Below are 15,250 nucleotides of genomic sequence, written 5' to 3'. Positions count from 1 at the left end.
AACTTAGCGAGCCGGAACCGGCGCTAAGGTGCGGTGCTCGCTCTTCTGACGAGACGGCGCTTTGTGCACCATGGTGTAGGCGTAATCCACACCCATTCCGTAGGCGCCGGAGTGCTCGCGCACGATATCCATCACCGCGGTGTAGGTCTCTTTGCGCGCCCAGTCACGCTGCCACTCCAGCATCACCTGCTGCCAGGTCACCGGGATCACGCCCGCCTGGATCATGCGCTGCATCGCGAAGTCGTGGGCTTCTTTGGAGGTGCCGCCGGAGGCGTCTGCCACCATATAAATTTCGTAGTCGCCTTCCAGCATCGCGCACAGGGCAAAGCTGTTATTGCACACTTCGGTCCACAGGCCAGCGACAACCACCTTCTTCTTGCCGTTGGTCTTCAGCGCGTCGCGCACCTTCTGGTCGTCCCAGGAGTTCATGGAGGTACGCTCCAGAATGTCCTGGCCCGGGAACACGTCCAGCAGCTCCGGATAGGTATTGCCGGAGAAGCTTTCGGTCTCAACGGTGGTGATGATGGTTGGGATGTTGAACACCTTAGCCGCTTTCGCCAGCGCCACGGTGTTGTTTTTCAGCACCTGGCGGTCAATAGACTGCACGCCGAACGCCATCTGTGGCTGGTGATCGATGAAGATGATCTGACAGTTGGCAGGGGTTAAGACTTCGAGCTTAGAAGTGGTCATAAGATTATCCAGTGAGGTTAAAGGTTAAAATCGCCGCGAACAGCACGCCGATAAAATCGCGTTCATCCTATGACCCACAGCGCTGTGGTGTAATTATCTCTTCGTATAGTTAACCTTAGGTATAGTTATACTTTGGTATACCTATCCTATTGTATAACTGGATCTTTGCCGAAACCGGTTCCCATAATCCTGACCATTCCCCTCTTAGTCTGGAGCTATTATGGTTACCCTCGGTAAAGCCGATCTCATTCTGGTTAACGGCCAGTTTCACACCGTCGATCGCGAGAATCCTCTCGCGGAAGCCGTTGCCGTGTGCGACGGAAAATTTCTGGAAGTGGGTACCGTCGCCGAGGTGATGCAACACCACTGCGACGGCACTAAGGTGGTCGACTTAAAAGGCCACACCGCCATCCCCGGCCTGAACGACTCACACCTGCACCTGATCCGCGGCGGCCTGAACTACAACCTCGAGCTGCGCTGGGAAGGCGTGCCGTCCCTGGCCGACGCCCTGCGGATGCTAAAAGAGCAGGCCCTGCGCACGCCGTCGCCCCAGTGGGTGCGCGTGGTGGGCGGCTGGAGCGAGTTCCAGTTCGCCGAGCGCCGCATGCCGACCCTCGACGAAATTAACGACGCCGCGCCTGACACCCCGGTGTTTATCCTCCACCTGTACGACCGCGCCCTGCTCAACCGCGCCGCGCTGAAGGTGGTCGGCTACACCAAAGACACGCCGAACCCGCCGGGCGGGGAGATCCAGCGCGACGCCAACGGCAACCCGACCGGAATGCTTATTGCCCGTCCGAACGCCATGATTTTGTACGCCACGCTGGCGAAAGGGCCGAAGCTGCCGCTGGAGCAGCAGATTAACTCCACGCGCCAGTTCATGCGCGAGCTGAACCGCCTGGGGCTGACCAGCGCCATCGACGCGGGCGGCGGCTTCCAGAACTACCCGGAAGATTACGAGGTGATTGCCGAGCTGCACGAGAAAAAGCAGATGACCATCCGCATCGCCTACAACCTGTTTACCCAGCGTCCGGGCCACGAGCTGGAAGACTTTGAAAAATGGACCGATATGCTTACGCCGGGCCAGGGCAGCGATTTCTTCCGCCACAACGGCGCGGGCGAGATGCTGGTCTTCTCCGCCGCCGATTTTGAAGACTTCCTCGAGCCGCGCCCGGATCTCGCGCCGGGCATGGAGGACGAGCTGGAGCGCGTAGTGCGCCATCTGGTGGAGCACCGCTGGCCGTTCCGCCTGCACGCCACTTACAACGAATCCATCAGCCGCATGCTGGACGTGTTCGAGAAGGTGAACCGTGACATTCCGTTCAACGGGCTGCACTGGTTCTTCGACCACGCCGAAACCGTGTCGCAGGCCAACATTGACCGCATCAAAGCACTCGGCGGCGGCATTGCCGTCCAGCACCGCATGGCCTTCCAGGGCGAGTACTTTGCCGAGCGCTACGGCATCGAAGCCACCCGCCACACGCCGCCGGTGGCGAAAATGCTCGAGACCGGCGTGCCGGTGGGCCTGGGAACGGACGCCACCCGCGTGGCGAGCTATAACCCATGGACCGCGCTCTACTGGCTGGTCTCCGGGCGCACCGTTGGCGGGATGCAGATGTACGATCACAGCGCCCGTCTGGATCGCGATACCGCCCTGATGCTCTGGACCCAGGGCAGCGCGTGGTTCTCCAGCGAGCAGAACCAGAAGGGGCAGATCAAAGCGGGCCAGCTCGCGGATCTGGCGGTGCTCAGCAAAGATTACTTCCGCGTGCCGGAGGAGGAGATCAAGGGCATTGAGTCCGTCCTCACCGTGGTGAACGGCGATATCGTCTATGCCGCAGGCGCTTTTGGCCCACTCGCGCCGCCCGCCATTCCGGTCCTGCCCGAGTGGTCCCCGGTGGTGAAGGTGCCGGGCCACTACCGCAGCGCGCCGCCGCAGGCCGCACGCGTGGGTATGAGTGTGGCTCACCACTGTAGCGGCCCGTGCGGGGTTCACAACCACCAGCATGACTTTGCCCGCACGTCAGAGATGCCGGTATCCGACGATAACGCTTTCTGGGGTGCGCTGGGTTGCAGCTGCTTTGCATTCTGATGAAACAAAATGACGCTTCGCCCCGGATCGATCCGGGGCTGTTCTTTCTGCGCCTGACCGGCAGCCTGCTGCTGCTGTACGTGCACGGCCTGCCGAAGGTGCTGCACTTCAGCGAAGAGCTGACGCGCATTGAAGATCCGTTCGGCTTCGGGCCTTACGCCAGCCTGATCCCGGCGATCGTCGCCGAGGTGATCTGCCCGCTGTTTATCATTGCGGGCGTGTACACCCGCCTGGCGTGCCTGCCGATTATCGCCGTGCTGCTGGTGGCGATGCTGGCGGTCCACCCGAACTGGTCGATTGCCGAGGGGCAGTTTGGCTGGCTGCTGCTGATTATCTTCACCACCCTCGCCCTTACCGGGCCGGGCCAGTGGCGAGTGCAGCGTAAAACAACGGAGAGGTTCGCATGACCCAGGTAAACGACGTTCGCGACGCACACGTCGAGACGACGCCCGCCCCCGCGGTTTCACCCTGGCAGCCGCTGAGCCAGCCGGTGTTCCGCATGCTGTGGATCGCCACGGTGGTCTCTAACGTCGGCTCATGGATGAGCGACGTCGGTATCAACTGGAGCATGCTGACGCTCAGCGCCGATCCGCTGGATATCGCGCTGGTGCAGGCGGCGAGCAGCCTGCCGATGTTCCTTTTCGCCCTGCCGTCCGGGGTGATGGCGGACATCGTTGATCGACGTAAATACCTGCTCTTCTCCCAGCTGTGGGTGTTCATTGCCGCCGCCGGGCTGACGCTGCTCTCTTTTACCGGACACGTCACCCCCACCGTTCTGCTGGCGGCGACGTTTCTGCTGAGCGTGGGTGCGGCCATGAGTTCGCCGCCGTTTCAGGCGATTGTCCCTGACCTGGTGAGCAAGCCCGAGCTGGGTTCCGCCGTGGCGCTTAACTCGCTCGGGGTCAATATCAGCCGGGCAATTGGCCCTGCGCTGGGCGGTTTTCTGCTGTCGCTTGCCGGGCCGTGGATGGTGTTTGCCCTGAACGCGCTGTCCGTGATGGGCGTGGCGTGGGTGCTGTGGCGCTGGCGTCCGGCACCGTCCGTGCAGCGTTTGCCACCGGAGCACTTCTTCTCCGCGGTGCGCTCCGGGATTCGCTACGTGCACGCCGCGCCGGTGCTGCGCAACGTGCTGGTGCGTACCGTGGCCTTTTTTGTTTTCGGCAGCGCGGGCTGGGCATTGCTGCCGCTGGTGGCGCGCCGCGAGCTGGGCTTAGGCCCGGCGGGCTACGGCGTGATGCTGGCGTGTATCGGCCTTGGCGCCATTGCCGGGGCCATCCTGCTGCCGCGTCTGCGCCAGCGGCTGAACGCCGATCGGCTGATGGTGGCCGCCAGCCTGACGTTTGCGATCACCATGCTGGCGCTGGCATTTGTACGTCACTTTTGGCTGCTAAACTTGTTTGAGTTCTTTACCGGCTTCGCGTGGATTGCGGTGCTCTCCACCCTCAACCTTGGCGCGCAGCGCAGCGCCGCACGCTGGGTAAAAGCCCGGGCGCTGGCGGTGTATCTGACGGTCTTTTTCGGTTCGATGACCGCAGGCAGCGCCGTCTGGGGCCAGATCGCCTCGCAGTTCGGCACTCCGGCTTCGCTGGTTGTCGCCACGCTGGGGATGGTGCTGGCGAGCCTGACGGTGTTCCGCTGGAAGCTGGAGAAAGATCCGGATTTAAATCTCGACCTGAGCGGGCAGCCGCTGGACGGGGTGGAGATTGAACTCCCGAACGAGCGTGGCCCGGTGCTGGTCTCGCATGAGTACATCATCGACCCGCAGAACGCGAAAGCGTTTTTGCAGGCCGTGCACGAGCTACGCCGGGTGCGCCGCCGCGCCGGGGCGATGAGCTGGGCGGTGTACGAAGATATTGAACGTCCGGGTCTGTTTATCGAAACCTTCCTGATGGGTTCCTGGATCGAGCATCTGCGCCAGCAGGAGCGCCACACCATGAATGACCTCCTGTTGCAGAGCCGCGTTCTGGCTTTTCATCAGGGCACAACATCACCGGCAATTCGTTATCTGGTCGCGCCGGTCTGAACATAACAATCACCTGTAGAGGAACACACTATGGCAACGTTTAAGGCAAAAGATGGTACGCAGATTTATTACAAAGACTGCGGCGCGGGCAAACCGGTTCTTTTCAGCCACGGCTGGCCGCTGGATGGGGATATGTGGGACAGCCAGCTGAACCACCTGGCCGAGCGCGGCTACCGCACCATCGCCTTTGACCGTCGCGGGTTTGGACGTTCAGATCAGCCGTGGAACGGCTATGACTACGATACCTTTGCATCCGACATTAACGACCTGATCACCACGCTGGATCTGCGCGACGTGACGCTGGTGGGCTTCTCCATGGGCGGCGGCGACGTGACGCGCTACATCAACAACTACGGCAGCGAACGCGTGGCCGGTCTTGCCCTGCTGGGCGCGGTAACGCCCATTTTCGGCAAATCCGAAAGCTACCCGGAAGGGGTCGATCAGAGCGTGTTCAGCGGGATTCGCGACGGACTGCGTAAAGATCGCGCTCAGTTCATCAGCGATTTCGCCACCCCATTCTACGGCACCAACGCCGGGCAGACCGTTTCTGCCGGTGCCCTGACGCAGACGCTGAACATCGCCCTGCTGGCGTCCCTGAAGGGCACCATCGACTGCGTAACCGCCTTCGCCGAAACCGACTTCCGCCCGGATATGGCGAAAATCGACGTGCCGACGCTGGTGATCCACGGCAGCAACGACCAGATCGTGCCGTTTGAAACGACCGGCAAGCTGGCGGCAGAGATGATCAAAAACGCCACGCTGAAAGTGTACGACAACGCGCCGCACGGCTTCGCGCTGACCCACCAGGACCAGCTCAACGAAGATCTGCTGGCGTTTGTGAAGTCGCTGTAAGTCATTAAGCGAAGCCTGATGGCGCTTCGCTTATCAGGCCTACAAGGGCTGGTCCTGTAGGCCGGGTAAGGCGCAGCCGCCACCCGGCGCTTTCGCAGACGCATTCCGCTCCGCCAGCAGCCGACAAATCTCCGCATGCTTCTCTTCGGTAAAGGTAAAGCGCGACATAAACCCCATTCGGATCAGCGAGCCTATCGCCGGTAACAAACAAATCCCGAAGAACAGTCCCGCCAGCACGCTGTCGCTCTGGGCCTGCGCCTGCGGCACATAGTCGATCATCGTCAGAAACACGCCGATGAGCCCGCCGCCCACCGCCACCGACATCTTGCCGGTAAAGGTCTGCCCGGAGAAGGTGATCGCCGCGCAGCGCTTGTGGGTGTGATACTCCGCATACTCGATGGTGTCGGCAATCATCGACGAGGTGAGGATGTTGGTCATCATCACGAACAGCGTGCTCAGGCCGAGCAGGATAAACAGCAACGCCGTGTGCTGATAGCCCGTGAACCACATCACCACGCGCACCGCCACGTCCAGCCCGCAGAGGATCATAAACAGCTTCCGCTTCTGCATCCGACGGGTCAGCAGCGGGGCGACCAGGCACAGCACCGCCGCCACTATCCCCATCACGCCAATTGCCATTTGCAGGCTGCCGTCGCCCATATTGTTGATAAAGAAGTAGATATAGAGACCGCCCGCCACGTTATGGAACACGCAGAAAAAGAACGACAGCAGGACAATAAACAGCGGCTTGTTCTGGCGCAGGTTGTGGAAGGTGTCGCGCATCGTCACCTTCTCCGGGCTCGGCGGCACGCGCTCTTTGATCTGCATAAAGCCGTTGAGCATCAGCGGCAGGCCCACCAGCATCATCACCAGCGCCGCCATAAAGTAGCCTTTATCGTTGCTGTACTGGGCAAAGAACGCCGCCAGCTTCGGGAAGAAGATGTTAGCGCAGGCGATCCCGGCATTCACTCCGAGCATCGCCGCCGTCACCGCGCGGGTGCGCTGGCCGGAGTCGTTGGTCATCACCGATGACATCGACCAAAACGGGATATCGGAGATGGCGTACAGCGTGCCCCACAGGATATACGTCACCCCGGCGTAGAGGATTTTGGTGGTCATGTCCGCTTCGATTTTATAGAACGCCAGCAGGGTGACCCCGGTGATCAGCAGCGGGGCGATCAGTAAAAAGTGGCGAAACTTGCCGAACCGGCTGTTAATGGTGTCCATAATGCTGGCAAACAGCGGATCGTGAACCGCATCCCACGCACGGGCAATCAGGAAGATGGTGCTTGCCGCCAGCGCCGAGATCCCCAGCACGTCGGTGTAAAAATAGTTAATAAACGAACCCACTAAACCAAAGCTAAAACACTGACCTAAACCATAGCCAAAGTAAGACCACAACTCGCGAGACGGTATTTTCATTGTCATTGCCATAGTGCGTACCTGGTTGCCCGGCGAGAGCGCGCCGGGTCATTATTATTAGCCCTGCGGATTCGGGGCGATTTTGCGCAGCTTCTTCATCAGCGCGATTTCAGCTCGTGAGAACGGGATACCGTTCTCCTCAAACACGTCGTGGAACCACAGGCGGCAGTAGTCCGTGGACTCCTTCATCACTACCGGCCACGGCAGCCAGGTCTGGGTTTTACCGCGCACCAGCCCCCACTGATACGGCGCGACCTTCGCCATGTACATCAGCGGGAGCTGCTCTTCGATGGTGCCGCCCACGTGACGCGCCAGCCATTCGGTGCAGAAGATTGGGCGGCCCAGCGCCTGAAGCTGCTGGATAATCGCCGTCATGCGCCCGGTATTGGTATAGGCGTGGTAGCTCACCACATCTGACAGCGCCAGCGCGGTCTGGTCCAGCGGGTGCTGGTAAAACGTCTCGCCCTCTTCTTCCGCCGGCAGACGCCACGCGCAGATGGTGAGCGGCTGGGTCGGGTCTTCCTCACGCACCCAGCGGAACGCCTGCTTCATCAACTCGTGCGCGCAGGTTTCCAGCTTCTCGTCGTACAACACCTCCTCCGTGCCGGTCGCGAAAATGCCGCGGTTGCCCGGCTCGTTATACAGATCCCAGAGCAATACGCGCTTATCCTCGCGGAACTGGCGCACAACGTCGCGGATATAGCGCTCAATCTGTGGCCAGCAGTCGCGATCGCACACCTTATCGCGTCCCGGGCTCGCTGCCGCCTGGCTGTTGTGCTTGCCCGGTACGGGCGGCTTTTGCGGGCCGAGGTACGGCTCGTCGCCGGAGAACCCGCAGTCGTCCATCAGGGTCAGCATGGTGCTGAACCCGTGACCGTCGGCAATCGTCAAAAAGCGGTCGATGCGCGCCATCAGCCCGTCGCGGTCGTGCTCCCAGACGATAAACGGCAGGTTGATGCGCAGGGTGTTATAGCCCGCCTCCGCCGCCCAGCCCAGCTCGCGGTCGATGGTTTCGGCATCGAAGGTCTCTTCCTGCCAGATATCGGTCCAGTTCACCGCCGTCGACGGCAGATAGTTAAACCCGCACAGCCAGCCTTTCTGCTGATACCACGCCTGTGCCTGCTCCCTGCTCCATTGCTCTTTCATTACGCATCCTCTTACTGATAATATTTAGCTAATAAATATTAGTTGCAGAATAAATGCGCAAATCGTGGCGCTCAGAAAAGCGACGCCTCTCACAAAGTTCACGCTTCGATGGATGAGAAACGTGATCGACGGCGCTAAAGCGTGCGGTTAGGGTATGATGCGAAATCGCGAAAGGGAGAGGACGGATGAAGCGAAAAACAAAAGTGACGATGAACGATATTGCGCGGGCGGCGGGGGTGTCGCAGGCGACGGTATCGCTGGTGCTCAACCAGTCCCGCAACATCAAGCTCAGCGACGACACCCGCCAGCGGGTGATTGGCGTCGCCACCGAGCTCGGCTACGACCGCCTCCCCGCCGTTCACGCCCCGCGCAACCAGGAGGAGATCGCCCTGCTGGTCAGCTCCATGCAGAGCTTCGACCCGTTTATCGACGCCATCAGCCAGGCGCGGGAAGCGGCGTGGCGCAACGAGACCCTGCTCACCGTCTACGACTACGGCGACGACGTGGAGCTGGCCCTGAACATCATCCGCCAGCTGGACAAGCGCAACTGCATCGGGATTATCCTTGCCTCTCCGGTCACGAACGTCGTCGATATGACGGCATTCCAGGACTGCACCCGCATCCCGCTGGTGCTGCTCAACCAGCGCGACCCCGGCTCGCCGCTGCTGCCGTCGTTTATTCCGGACGACTACGCCAACGCTTTCCAGGTTACCAGACACCTCATCGCCTGCGGCGCCACGCGCATCGCCCACATCACCGGCGAGAGCTGGATGGAGGCCTCGCGCCAGCGTCTGGCGGGCTACCAGGCGGCATTACAGCAGGCCGGACTGGCGTGCGACGACGGCCTGGTGCGCCAGACCAACTGGCAGTTCAGCGAGTCCTTTACCGCGACAGCTTCGCTGCTGGAACTGACCGAGCGCCCGGACGCCATCTTCTGCGCCAGCGACTGGCTGGCGATCGGCTGCTACCAGGCGCTGGCGGTGAACGGCGTGCGCATTCCGCAGGATATGCTGCTGGCGGGCTACGACGACCAGAAGATTTCCGAGCAGCTCACCCCGCCGCTGACCAGCATCCAGCTGCCCTACAGCGAGCTGGGACGGCTGGCGGTGGAGTACCTGTGCAATCAGGAAGATGCCGCCACGCACGTGACGCTGGCGGGCAGGCTGAAGGTGCGCGCCTCAAGCCTCGTCTGAGGTAAACACCATGCCCGCGTAGGGCTTCTCGCGACACGCCGCCAGCCGCGCGGCGAGGCTGCCGACGTGCAGCTCCAGCTTGTGCCCGTCCGGGTCGAGAAAATAGAACGATGCCCCCTCGCTTTTGTTCTGCTTCCAGACGGTGACGCCCGCCTGCTTGAGCCTTTGCGAGAACGGTTCAAAATCTTCTTCCGCCACGGTAAACGCGTAGTGGGTGTAGTCGCTCTCCTGCGGCGGCACGTACTGGCGCGCCTCGTCGTACGACAGGCAGACCCACAGATCGCCGCAGGTGAGATAGGCCCCGGTATTCCAGCGGGCGTGCAGCGCAAGCCCCAGCAGCTCGTGCCAGAAGGTGACGCTTTTTTGCAGGTCGCTGACCGCGAGGGTCAGGTGGTTGAGTGATTGCAGCATGACGTGCCCTTTTGTTTTTCGCGCCGGACATGGTACGGTAAAGAGATGAACATAAACCACGCCGTGCTCACCGTAAACCGCTGGTGGCTGCCTTCTTAAAGGCGGCACGGAGTAGTTTTCCTCATTTTCAGATAGCCGCCGAAAGGCGGCTTTCACATTTCTAAGACCCCTTTCGGCCACTGCACATTAAGGAGTCTTTATGAACGCACCCACCATCCTCACCGGCGATCGCCCAACCGGCCCGCTGCACCTCGGTCATTTCGTCGGATCGCTACGCCAGCGCGTGGCGCTTCAGCACACGCACAACCAGTTTGTGCTGATTGCTGACCTTCAGGGGCTGACCGACAACGGCAGCAACCCGCAAAAAATTCGCGACAACATCCCCGAAGTGCTGGCCGACTACCTCGCCGCGGGCATCGACCCGAACCTGACCACGATCTGCCTGCAATCCGCCCTGCCCGCCCTCGCCGAGCTGACGATGCTGTATATGAACATCGTCACCGTCGCCCGCGTGGAGCGTAACCCGACGGTGAAAAACGAGATTGTGCAGAAAGGCTTTGCCCGCTCGCTGCCGGTCGGGTTTATGGCCTACCCCATCAGCCAGGCGGCGGACATCACCGCGTTCAAGGCCAAGTGCGTGCCCGTCGGCGACGACCAGCTGCCGATGATTGAGCAGACCAACGAGATTGTGCACAAGATGAACAGCCTGCTGCCCGCCCCGGTGCTGCGCCACTGCAAGGCGATGCTGAGCGACACCAGCCGCCTGCCCGGCATCGACGGCGGTGCCAAGATGTCGAAATCGCTGGGCAACACGCTGCACCTTTCGGCCAGCGAAGAGACGATTCATCGTGCGGTCAGCGCCATGTACACCGACCCGCACCACCTGAAGGTGAGCGACCCGGGGCAGATTGAGGGGAACGTGGTGTTTACCTACCTCGACGCGTTTCATCCGGACAAAGAGAAAGTGGCGGCGATGAAGGCGCACTATCAGGCAGGCGGGCTGGGTGACCGGGTGTGCAAGAACGAGCTGGAGGCGTGTTTGCAGGAGCTGATTGCGCCAATGCGGGAGCGGCGGGCGATGTATATGCAGGACAAGGGGGAGATGATGGCGATGCTGAAGCGCGGGACCGAACGGGCGCAGGGGGTGACGCAGGCGACGTTGAGGGAGGTGAAGGTTGGGCTGGGGGTGCCGGTGTTTTGAATAGGTGAGTTGATTGAGGTTGGGCGGTGGAGTGCGTGCTGTTAGCACAAAGCCGCTTATTATCTCATTTAATATAATATTAATTCCTCCAATAATTCTTAATTCGTCGTTTAGATATAATTAATTGCTTTATCTACATTAATATCACATTGATATTACCCTTTATAATACATTTGAAGGGATACTATGGCTGATGTAGAAGATATAGCCCGGAGATTATGCAACATAATCGCTTCTCCTGATACAGTTACTGGGCTTATAAATGGAGGACTATCTGTACCGTTAGATTATGGATATCTGGTTTACGGAATCTTTGACACAGATACCAGGTATGCTCGTGAAACTCAACGCATAAGAATGATGACTGCCATAAAAAACGACATTTTGAATTACGAGAACATTGTCAACGCAGTTAAAATTATTTTTAAAGTGTTCAATAGATATTTAACCGAGGATGAGCAGGATAAAATATACAGATCTGTAATGACTTCAATTGCAGGTAGAATATCAACCAATATTATTGCATCAACTATCGCAAAGCATGTTATTGAAAGGACGTCCTTCACGTTTGTTGTTTTCAAAGGGAAAAGTAACCCAATCACGGCACTGAGCACACTCCTTTTGTTTGGGGGAATGGCTGAGCGATCAATTAGAACATCTGACAGACTCGAAGCAGAAGCCCCAGAAGTATATCAACTTCTGAGACCAAGAGACTATGACTTACTTTATTTTCTGTTCGCTGATGCCGTCCAGCCTTTCGTAGATGCTATCCATGCAGGTTATTCAGAAGGAAAACCTGTATTTAATCAAATCATAAAGAAAGTTAATGAAAAACTAACTGCACACACTACGGCAGGCGCGTATGAGTAAGTTTATCACCCCAATTATAAACCTGCTTCTTTGCTCATATTTAGTTTTAGCCTATATCCTTAGCTGGGTTGAATTCGAAACCTGGCATGATAAAACAATCGCCTTTTGCATCATTACCCTAAGTGCCTACCTTATTTCATTAGTAATGAATAAATTCCTGCCAGGAAAGATACGTATTTTTAGCGGGATCCTGGATGTGTTATCAGGCCCCTTACTGATCATCGGTGCATTTGCTTGTATAGCTGTCCTTGAACCATGGCCGCTGAAAATTATTGGCTTATTCATATGGGTCGTGGCGATGTTACACCTACCTTCTTTTGTAAATATAGATGAGGAATAATCATGTCAAATCCAGCATATCTATGGTTAACCGATGCTAATGGCTCACCCGTCGTAGGAGGTTCCATGGTGTCCGGTCGGTTAGGTGCTATTGAATTAAAGGCAGTCGCTCATCACCTCACCATTCCTGTGAGTGGAAATACAGGCCGACTAATAGGTACCCGTGTACATACACCGATTGCTGTTCAGAAAGAGTTTGATAAAACAACTCCGGTTCTTATCAGGGCACTGTGTGAAAACCAAAAGCTAAAATCGGCTACTGATCTTGACCCGCCATTTCCGGACAGCTTTTGTATCTTAAGTTAACGATGCCCGCTGCCGCCGGTATTCTCTCGGAGAGTGATATCCCAGCGCACTATGCGGGTGATTTTCATTGTAATGCGTGAACGCCGCTGCAAGGTTTCGCAGGGCTGTTCTCACATCCGGTTTCGGCATGAACGCGATATAGTCTTCCTTCATCGTCTTCACGAACCGTTCGGCCATGCCATTGCTCTGCGGGCTGCTCACCGCTGTTGTACATGGCTCCAGATTCAGCTCTTTGGCGAACCTCCGCGTTTCATGCGCGGTATATGCTGAACCGTTGTCCGTCAGCCACTGCACCGCTGTGTCGGGCAGCCTGTCGCCGAAGCGCTTTTCCACCGACCTCAGCATCACATCCTGCACGGTCGAACTGTCATAGCCTCCCGTGCTTGCTGCCCAGTCTATGGCCTCACGGTCGCAGCAGTCCAGCGCGAACGTTACCCGCAGTTTTTCGCCGTTGTCGCAGCCGAACTCGAAGCCATCTGAACACCAGCGCATATCGCTTTCTGCCACCGCTATCTTGCCCTTATGTTCACGCTTCGGTCGCTCTGGTTTGTGATGCAACAACAACAGGTTATGCTCGCTCATTATCCTGTAAAGCCGTTTGGCATTCACAGGTGGCTGTCCCTCTGTGCGACGTTGCTTGCGCAGGATGCCCCACACGCGTCGATAACCATAACTCGGCATATCGCTGATAATGTTGAGGATAGCCGACAGTATTTCTGCGTCTGCTTCTTCATTACGCCGGTTACAGCGCCTGTCCTGCCAGTCGGCAGAACGGTTAATCCGCAGTGACAGTTGCGCACGCGACACGCCCATGGTCCGGCTGACCATGGCTATTCCCCGTCCTTTGGCAACAAGGGCGCGTGCGCTATCCATTTTCGCGACTGACCGTACTCCACGGCTTCTTTCAGGATCTCAACTTCCATCGTCTTCTTGCCCAGAAGGCGCTGAAGCTCCCGGACCTGCTTCAGAGCAGCAGTAAGCTCAGAAGCAGGAACGACTTCCTCTCCAGCCGCAACGGCGGTGAGGCTGCCTTCCTGATATTGCTTCTTCCACTTAAACAGCAGGCTGGGCTGGATACCATGCAGGCGGGCGACATGGGAGACATTCATACCCGGCTCCATCGTCTGCTGGATAATGGCGATCTTCTCCTGAGGAGTTTTACGTTTACGGACTTCTTGCCCTAACAGGATCCCGGTCATCTCAAAATTGGTGTTAGTGTTAGACATATATTCAAGCCTATCTCTTATCTGGAGATACAGCTACTGTCTGGTGTTTCAGGGGGCTACATCAGCTACGATCAAAATGTATCAAATTGATGGTGCAGGAATCGAGAGAGAATATTTCAACATTATCCTGGAGAATGTAAAAATCACGGGGATTACGCCAAATCTGTTCCCGAGTTCTGGAACAGGAACGCATTCAGAGACGATCGAGCTAAGATATGAGGCAATCACCTGGAAACACTGTGACGGGAATATAGTTTACAGAGATGCCTGGAATCATATGGCGATCGCCTGAACTGACTTCAAAATTTCTCGGGCCGAGGTAACGTTGTGCTTGTCGGTCTGACCAAGCGGAACGCCGCCGGAAAGCGCTGGCGATGATTTCCACCGCTTTAAAGGAGAGCATCATGATGGAACCCACTCTCTCACAAGTTATTGAGGTTGTTCGAAACTCCTCAGGGGAGCAGCGTAAACCTATCGATAGCAATACGTTGATTGAGGCCGATTTGCATATTTGCGGTATGGACGGCGAAGACCTACTGGAAGACTGCGAAGAAGCGTTTGGCGTTCAGCTTGCCACGGAAGAAGATGGCTATATGAAAACGTTCTCTCTCGCAGAGAATGAGTATCTGTTTACGGGTGAAGGTATAGACTTTTTAGGCATCTGTCGGTTTATCCGCTGGGTACGTGGCATACCCGAACCTGTTATACGCGATTTAACCGTCGGCGAACTTCACGCTGTGCTGGTTAAGGCTGTGAAAGAGCAGGTAAAGCATGAGTGATTTTTACTTACAACGGGCATGGGATGACATGCCCGTTTTATTGCTTCACGGATTACATTGGATGGGAAGCACAGTTACTCCAATATCGCCTGCCCTGTTCCACGCTTAACAACCGGTATATCGCCGGTATCATTCAACGCGCCCGGAAACGTCTTCAACCACTGCGCCACTTTCTTTTTATTTATATTCACCACGCTCATACCTTCCAGGCATCCCCATAATTCTCTTGTATGCTGCGGCGTAATCACAATGCAGTCTTTCATTGCACGTATTTTTACGGGCATACCGTTGATGAAACCAGCGCGTTTTAACCAGTCGCCGCCCAGAAGAAGATATTTCATGTCTATGCGCGCATACAGTTCGCAGCAGGCGGCACTGTCCTGCGGCGTTTCCGCGCGGGGATGAACGGGTGCCGCGTTGGACTGGTTGCCGTGCAGACGGCGGGCGCTGTTTTTGCGTACCAGCTCGCGGTTTTCAATCATGCCGGTGAAAGCGTCTGATTCTGTTTTGCAAACCGTGAACTCTGGCTTAAAATTCGTCGCAGCCATTTTCAACTCCTCAGTAGTTGGTTGTGGTTAGCGGTATGGGGGTGTTGCAGCACCTTCATATCGCGAATTCCTCGTTAAACTCTCTTTGATACTTCCTTTGCCGTTCGGCGTAATTTCTGGTGCTCATTATACAGAGCTGAATATAAATCCAG

The 15,250-nt window shown here is 57.4% G+C and carries 15 protein-coding genes and 2 pseudogenes; 11 read left to right on the top strand and 6 right to left on the bottom strand.

What is annotated here, in order from left to right; genetic code table 11:
- Positions 1-3: 3 nt before the first annotated feature.
- Positions 4-690: a hydrolase gene (locus tag ACQG0T_RS02885; protein ID WP_015572562.1), complete on the bottom strand. Its 687-nt coding sequence runs from the start codon at positions 688-690 to the stop codon at positions 4-6.
- A 220-nt stretch (positions 691-910) separates the two neighbouring features.
- Between ACQG0T_RS02885 and ACQG0T_RS02880 the strand changes: the two genes are divergently transcribed.
- From ACQG0T_RS02880 to ACQG0T_RS02865, 4 genes are read left to right on the top strand one after another with little or no spacing between them, the layout of a single operon-like run.
- Positions 911-2,782: an amidohydrolase gene (locus tag ACQG0T_RS02880; RefSeq protein ID WP_252051988.1), complete on the top strand. Its 1,872-nt coding sequence runs from the start codon at positions 911-913 to the stop codon at positions 2,780-2,782.
- Entirely contained in the window at positions 2,782-3,189 is a 408-nt protein-coding gene (locus tag ACQG0T_RS02875) for a DoxX family protein (RefSeq protein WP_017383877.1), read from the top strand. Before ACQG0T_RS02880 ends, ACQG0T_RS02875 begins: the two co-directional genes overlap by 1 nt.
- A complete protein-coding gene (locus ACQG0T_RS02870) occupies positions 3,186-4,805 on the top strand; it encodes an MFS transporter (protein ID WP_023295859.1) in 1,620 nt (539 codons plus the stop codon). The genes ACQG0T_RS02875 and ACQG0T_RS02870 overlap by 4 nt, the downstream gene beginning before the upstream one ends.
- A 30-nt stretch (positions 4,806-4,835) precedes the next feature.
- Positions 4,836-5,657, top strand: a complete 822-nt coding sequence (locus tag ACQG0T_RS02865) for an alpha/beta fold hydrolase (RefSeq protein ID WP_023295858.1) — start codon at positions 4,836-4,838, stop codon at positions 5,655-5,657.
- Between the two features lie 39 nt (positions 5,658-5,696).
- Here ACQG0T_RS02865 and ACQG0T_RS02860 read toward each other — a convergent pair whose 3' ends face one another.
- The gene (locus ACQG0T_RS02860) at positions 5,697-7,091 is read right to left on the bottom strand and encodes an MFS transporter (RefSeq protein ID WP_047637762.1); all 1,395 of its coding nucleotides are present in this window, start codon (positions 7,089-7,091) and stop codon (positions 5,697-5,699) included.
- Between the two features lie 45 nt (positions 7,092-7,136).
- A complete protein-coding gene (locus tag ACQG0T_RS02855; RefSeq protein ID WP_015572557.1) occupies positions 7,137-8,225 on the bottom strand; it encodes a cellulase family glycosylhydrolase in 1,089 nt (362 codons plus the stop codon).
- A 185-nt stretch (positions 8,226-8,410) separates the two neighbouring features.
- On the opposite strand from ACQG0T_RS02855, the gene ACQG0T_RS02850 reads away from it, so the two are divergent.
- Positions 8,411-9,418 carry a LacI family DNA-binding transcriptional regulator gene (locus ACQG0T_RS02850; protein WP_015572556.1) on the top strand — a complete coding sequence of 336 codons (1,008 nt, stop codon included), beginning with the start codon at positions 8,411-8,413 and terminating at the stop codon, positions 9,416-9,418.
- Here the strand turns inward: ACQG0T_RS02850 and fosA are convergent.
- The gene (gene fosA / locus ACQG0T_RS02845; protein WP_015572555.1) at positions 9,404-9,829 is read right to left on the bottom strand and encodes a FosA/FosA2 family fosfomycin resistance glutathione transferase; all 426 of its coding nucleotides are present in this window, start codon (positions 9,827-9,829) and stop codon (positions 9,404-9,406) included. The two genes, ACQG0T_RS02850 and fosA, sit on opposite strands and share 15 nt — an antisense overlap.
- Before the next feature lie 199 nt (positions 9,830-10,028).
- Between fosA and trpS the strand changes: the two genes are divergently transcribed.
- The 4 genes and pseudogenes from trpS to ACQG0T_RS02825 all read left to right on the top strand — a co-directional run.
- On the top strand, positions 10,029-11,030 hold the full coding sequence (trpS, locus tag ACQG0T_RS02840) for a tryptophan--tRNA ligase (protein WP_271040541.1): 1,002 nt from the start codon (positions 10,029-10,031) through the stop codon (positions 11,028-11,030).
- 186 nt (positions 11,031-11,216) lie between these two features.
- Entirely contained in the window at positions 11,217-11,900 is a 684-nt protein-coding gene (locus ACQG0T_RS02835; protein WP_032647101.1) for a hypothetical protein, read from the top strand.
- Positions 11,893-12,240: a hypothetical protein gene (locus tag ACQG0T_RS02830; protein ID WP_032647098.1), complete on the top strand. Its 348-nt coding sequence runs from the start codon at positions 11,893-11,895 to the stop codon at positions 12,238-12,240. The genes ACQG0T_RS02835 and ACQG0T_RS02830 overlap by 8 nt, the downstream gene beginning before the upstream one ends.
- A 2-nt stretch (positions 12,241-12,242) precedes the next feature.
- Positions 12,243-12,500 (top strand): annotated as a pseudogene (locus ACQG0T_RS02825) (type VI secretion system tube protein Hcp); the annotation flags it as partial.
- 36 nt (positions 12,501-12,536) lie between these two features.
- On the opposite strand, the gene ACQG0T_RS02820 reads toward ACQG0T_RS02825, so the two are convergent.
- Positions 12,537-13,744 (bottom strand): IS3 family transposase gene (locus tag ACQG0T_RS02820; protein WP_087776199.1). Its coding sequence is split into 2 segments (ribosomal slippage): positions 12,537-13,423 and positions 13,423-13,744, totalling 1,209 coding nucleotides; the frame shifts between segments, so codons are not numbered across the junction.
- 76 nt (positions 13,745-13,820) lie between these two features.
- Here ACQG0T_RS02820 and ACQG0T_RS02815 point away from each other — a divergent pair.
- Both ACQG0T_RS02815 and ACQG0T_RS02810 read left to right on the top strand, forming a co-directional pair.
- Positions 13,821-14,063 (top strand): annotated as a pseudogene (locus tag ACQG0T_RS02815) (type VI secretion system tube protein Hcp); the annotation flags it as partial.
- A 115-nt stretch (positions 14,064-14,178) separates the two neighbouring features.
- Complete coding sequence (locus tag ACQG0T_RS02810) at positions 14,179-14,550, top strand: hypothetical protein (RefSeq protein ID WP_252052012.1); 372 nt, start codon at positions 14,179-14,181, stop codon at positions 14,548-14,550.
- Between the two features lie 74 nt (positions 14,551-14,624).
- On the opposite strand, the gene ACQG0T_RS02805 is transcribed toward ACQG0T_RS02810, so the two are convergent.
- Complete coding sequence (locus ACQG0T_RS02805; protein ID WP_252052013.1) at positions 14,625-15,098, bottom strand: SymE family type I addiction module toxin; 474 nt, start codon at positions 15,096-15,098, stop codon at positions 14,625-14,627.
- Positions 15,099-15,250: the final 152 nt, after the last annotated feature.

The sequence above is a fragment of the Enterobacter cloacae complex sp. 302F9 genome, assembly GCF_050030335.1.
Lineage (GTDB): Bacteria > Pseudomonadota > Gammaproteobacteria > Enterobacterales > Enterobacteriaceae > Enterobacter > Enterobacter hormaechei_C.
This window is presented reverse-complemented; position numbering and strand designations above follow the sequence as displayed.

What these genes read in the sequence shown, in the direction of transcription:
- ACQG0T_RS02885 (WP_015572562.1), bottom strand. Translation starts at nt 690, where the DNA reads ATGACCACTTCTAAGCTCGAAGTCTTAACCCCTGCCAACTGTCAGATC.
- ACQG0T_RS02880 (WP_252051988.1), top strand. Translation starts at nt 911, where the DNA reads ATGGTTACCCTCGGTAAAGCCGATCTCATTCTGGTTAACGGCCAGTTT.
- ACQG0T_RS02875 (WP_017383877.1), top strand. Translation starts at nt 2,782, where the DNA reads ATGAAACAAAATGACGCTTCGCCCCGGATCGATCCGGGGCTGTTCTTT.
- ACQG0T_RS02870 (WP_023295859.1), top strand. Translation starts at nt 3,186, where the DNA reads ATGACCCAGGTAAACGACGTTCGCGACGCACACGTCGAGACGACGCCC.
- ACQG0T_RS02865 (WP_023295858.1), top strand. Translation starts at nt 4,836, where the DNA reads ATGGCAACGTTTAAGGCAAAAGATGGTACGCAGATTTATTACAAAGAC.
- ACQG0T_RS02860 (WP_047637762.1), bottom strand. Translation starts at nt 7,091, where the DNA reads ATGGCAATGACAATGAAAATACCGTCTCGCGAGTTGTGGTCTTACTTT.
- ACQG0T_RS02855 (WP_015572557.1), bottom strand. Translation starts at nt 8,225, where the DNA reads ATGAAAGAGCAATGGAGCAGGGAGCAGGCACAGGCGTGGTATCAGCAG.
- ACQG0T_RS02850 (WP_015572556.1), top strand. Translation starts at nt 8,411, where the DNA reads ATGAAGCGAAAAACAAAAGTGACGATGAACGATATTGCGCGGGCGGCG.
- fosA (WP_015572555.1), bottom strand. Translation starts at nt 9,829, where the DNA reads ATGCTGCAATCACTCAACCACCTGACCCTCGCGGTCAGCGACCTGCAA.
- trpS (WP_271040541.1), top strand. Translation starts at nt 10,029, where the DNA reads ATGAACGCACCCACCATCCTCACCGGCGATCGCCCAACCGGCCCGCTG.
- ACQG0T_RS02835 (WP_032647101.1), top strand. Translation starts at nt 11,217, where the DNA reads ATGGCTGATGTAGAAGATATAGCCCGGAGATTATGCAACATAATCGCT.
- ACQG0T_RS02830 (WP_032647098.1), top strand. Translation starts at nt 11,893, where the DNA reads ATGAGTAAGTTTATCACCCCAATTATAAACCTGCTTCTTTGCTCATAT.
- ACQG0T_RS02810 (WP_252052012.1), top strand. Translation starts at nt 14,179, where the DNA reads ATGGAACCCACTCTCTCACAAGTTATTGAGGTTGTTCGAAACTCCTCA.
- ACQG0T_RS02805 (WP_252052013.1), bottom strand. Translation starts at nt 15,098, where the DNA reads ATGGCTGCGACGAATTTTAAGCCAGAGTTCACGGTTTGCAAAACAGAA.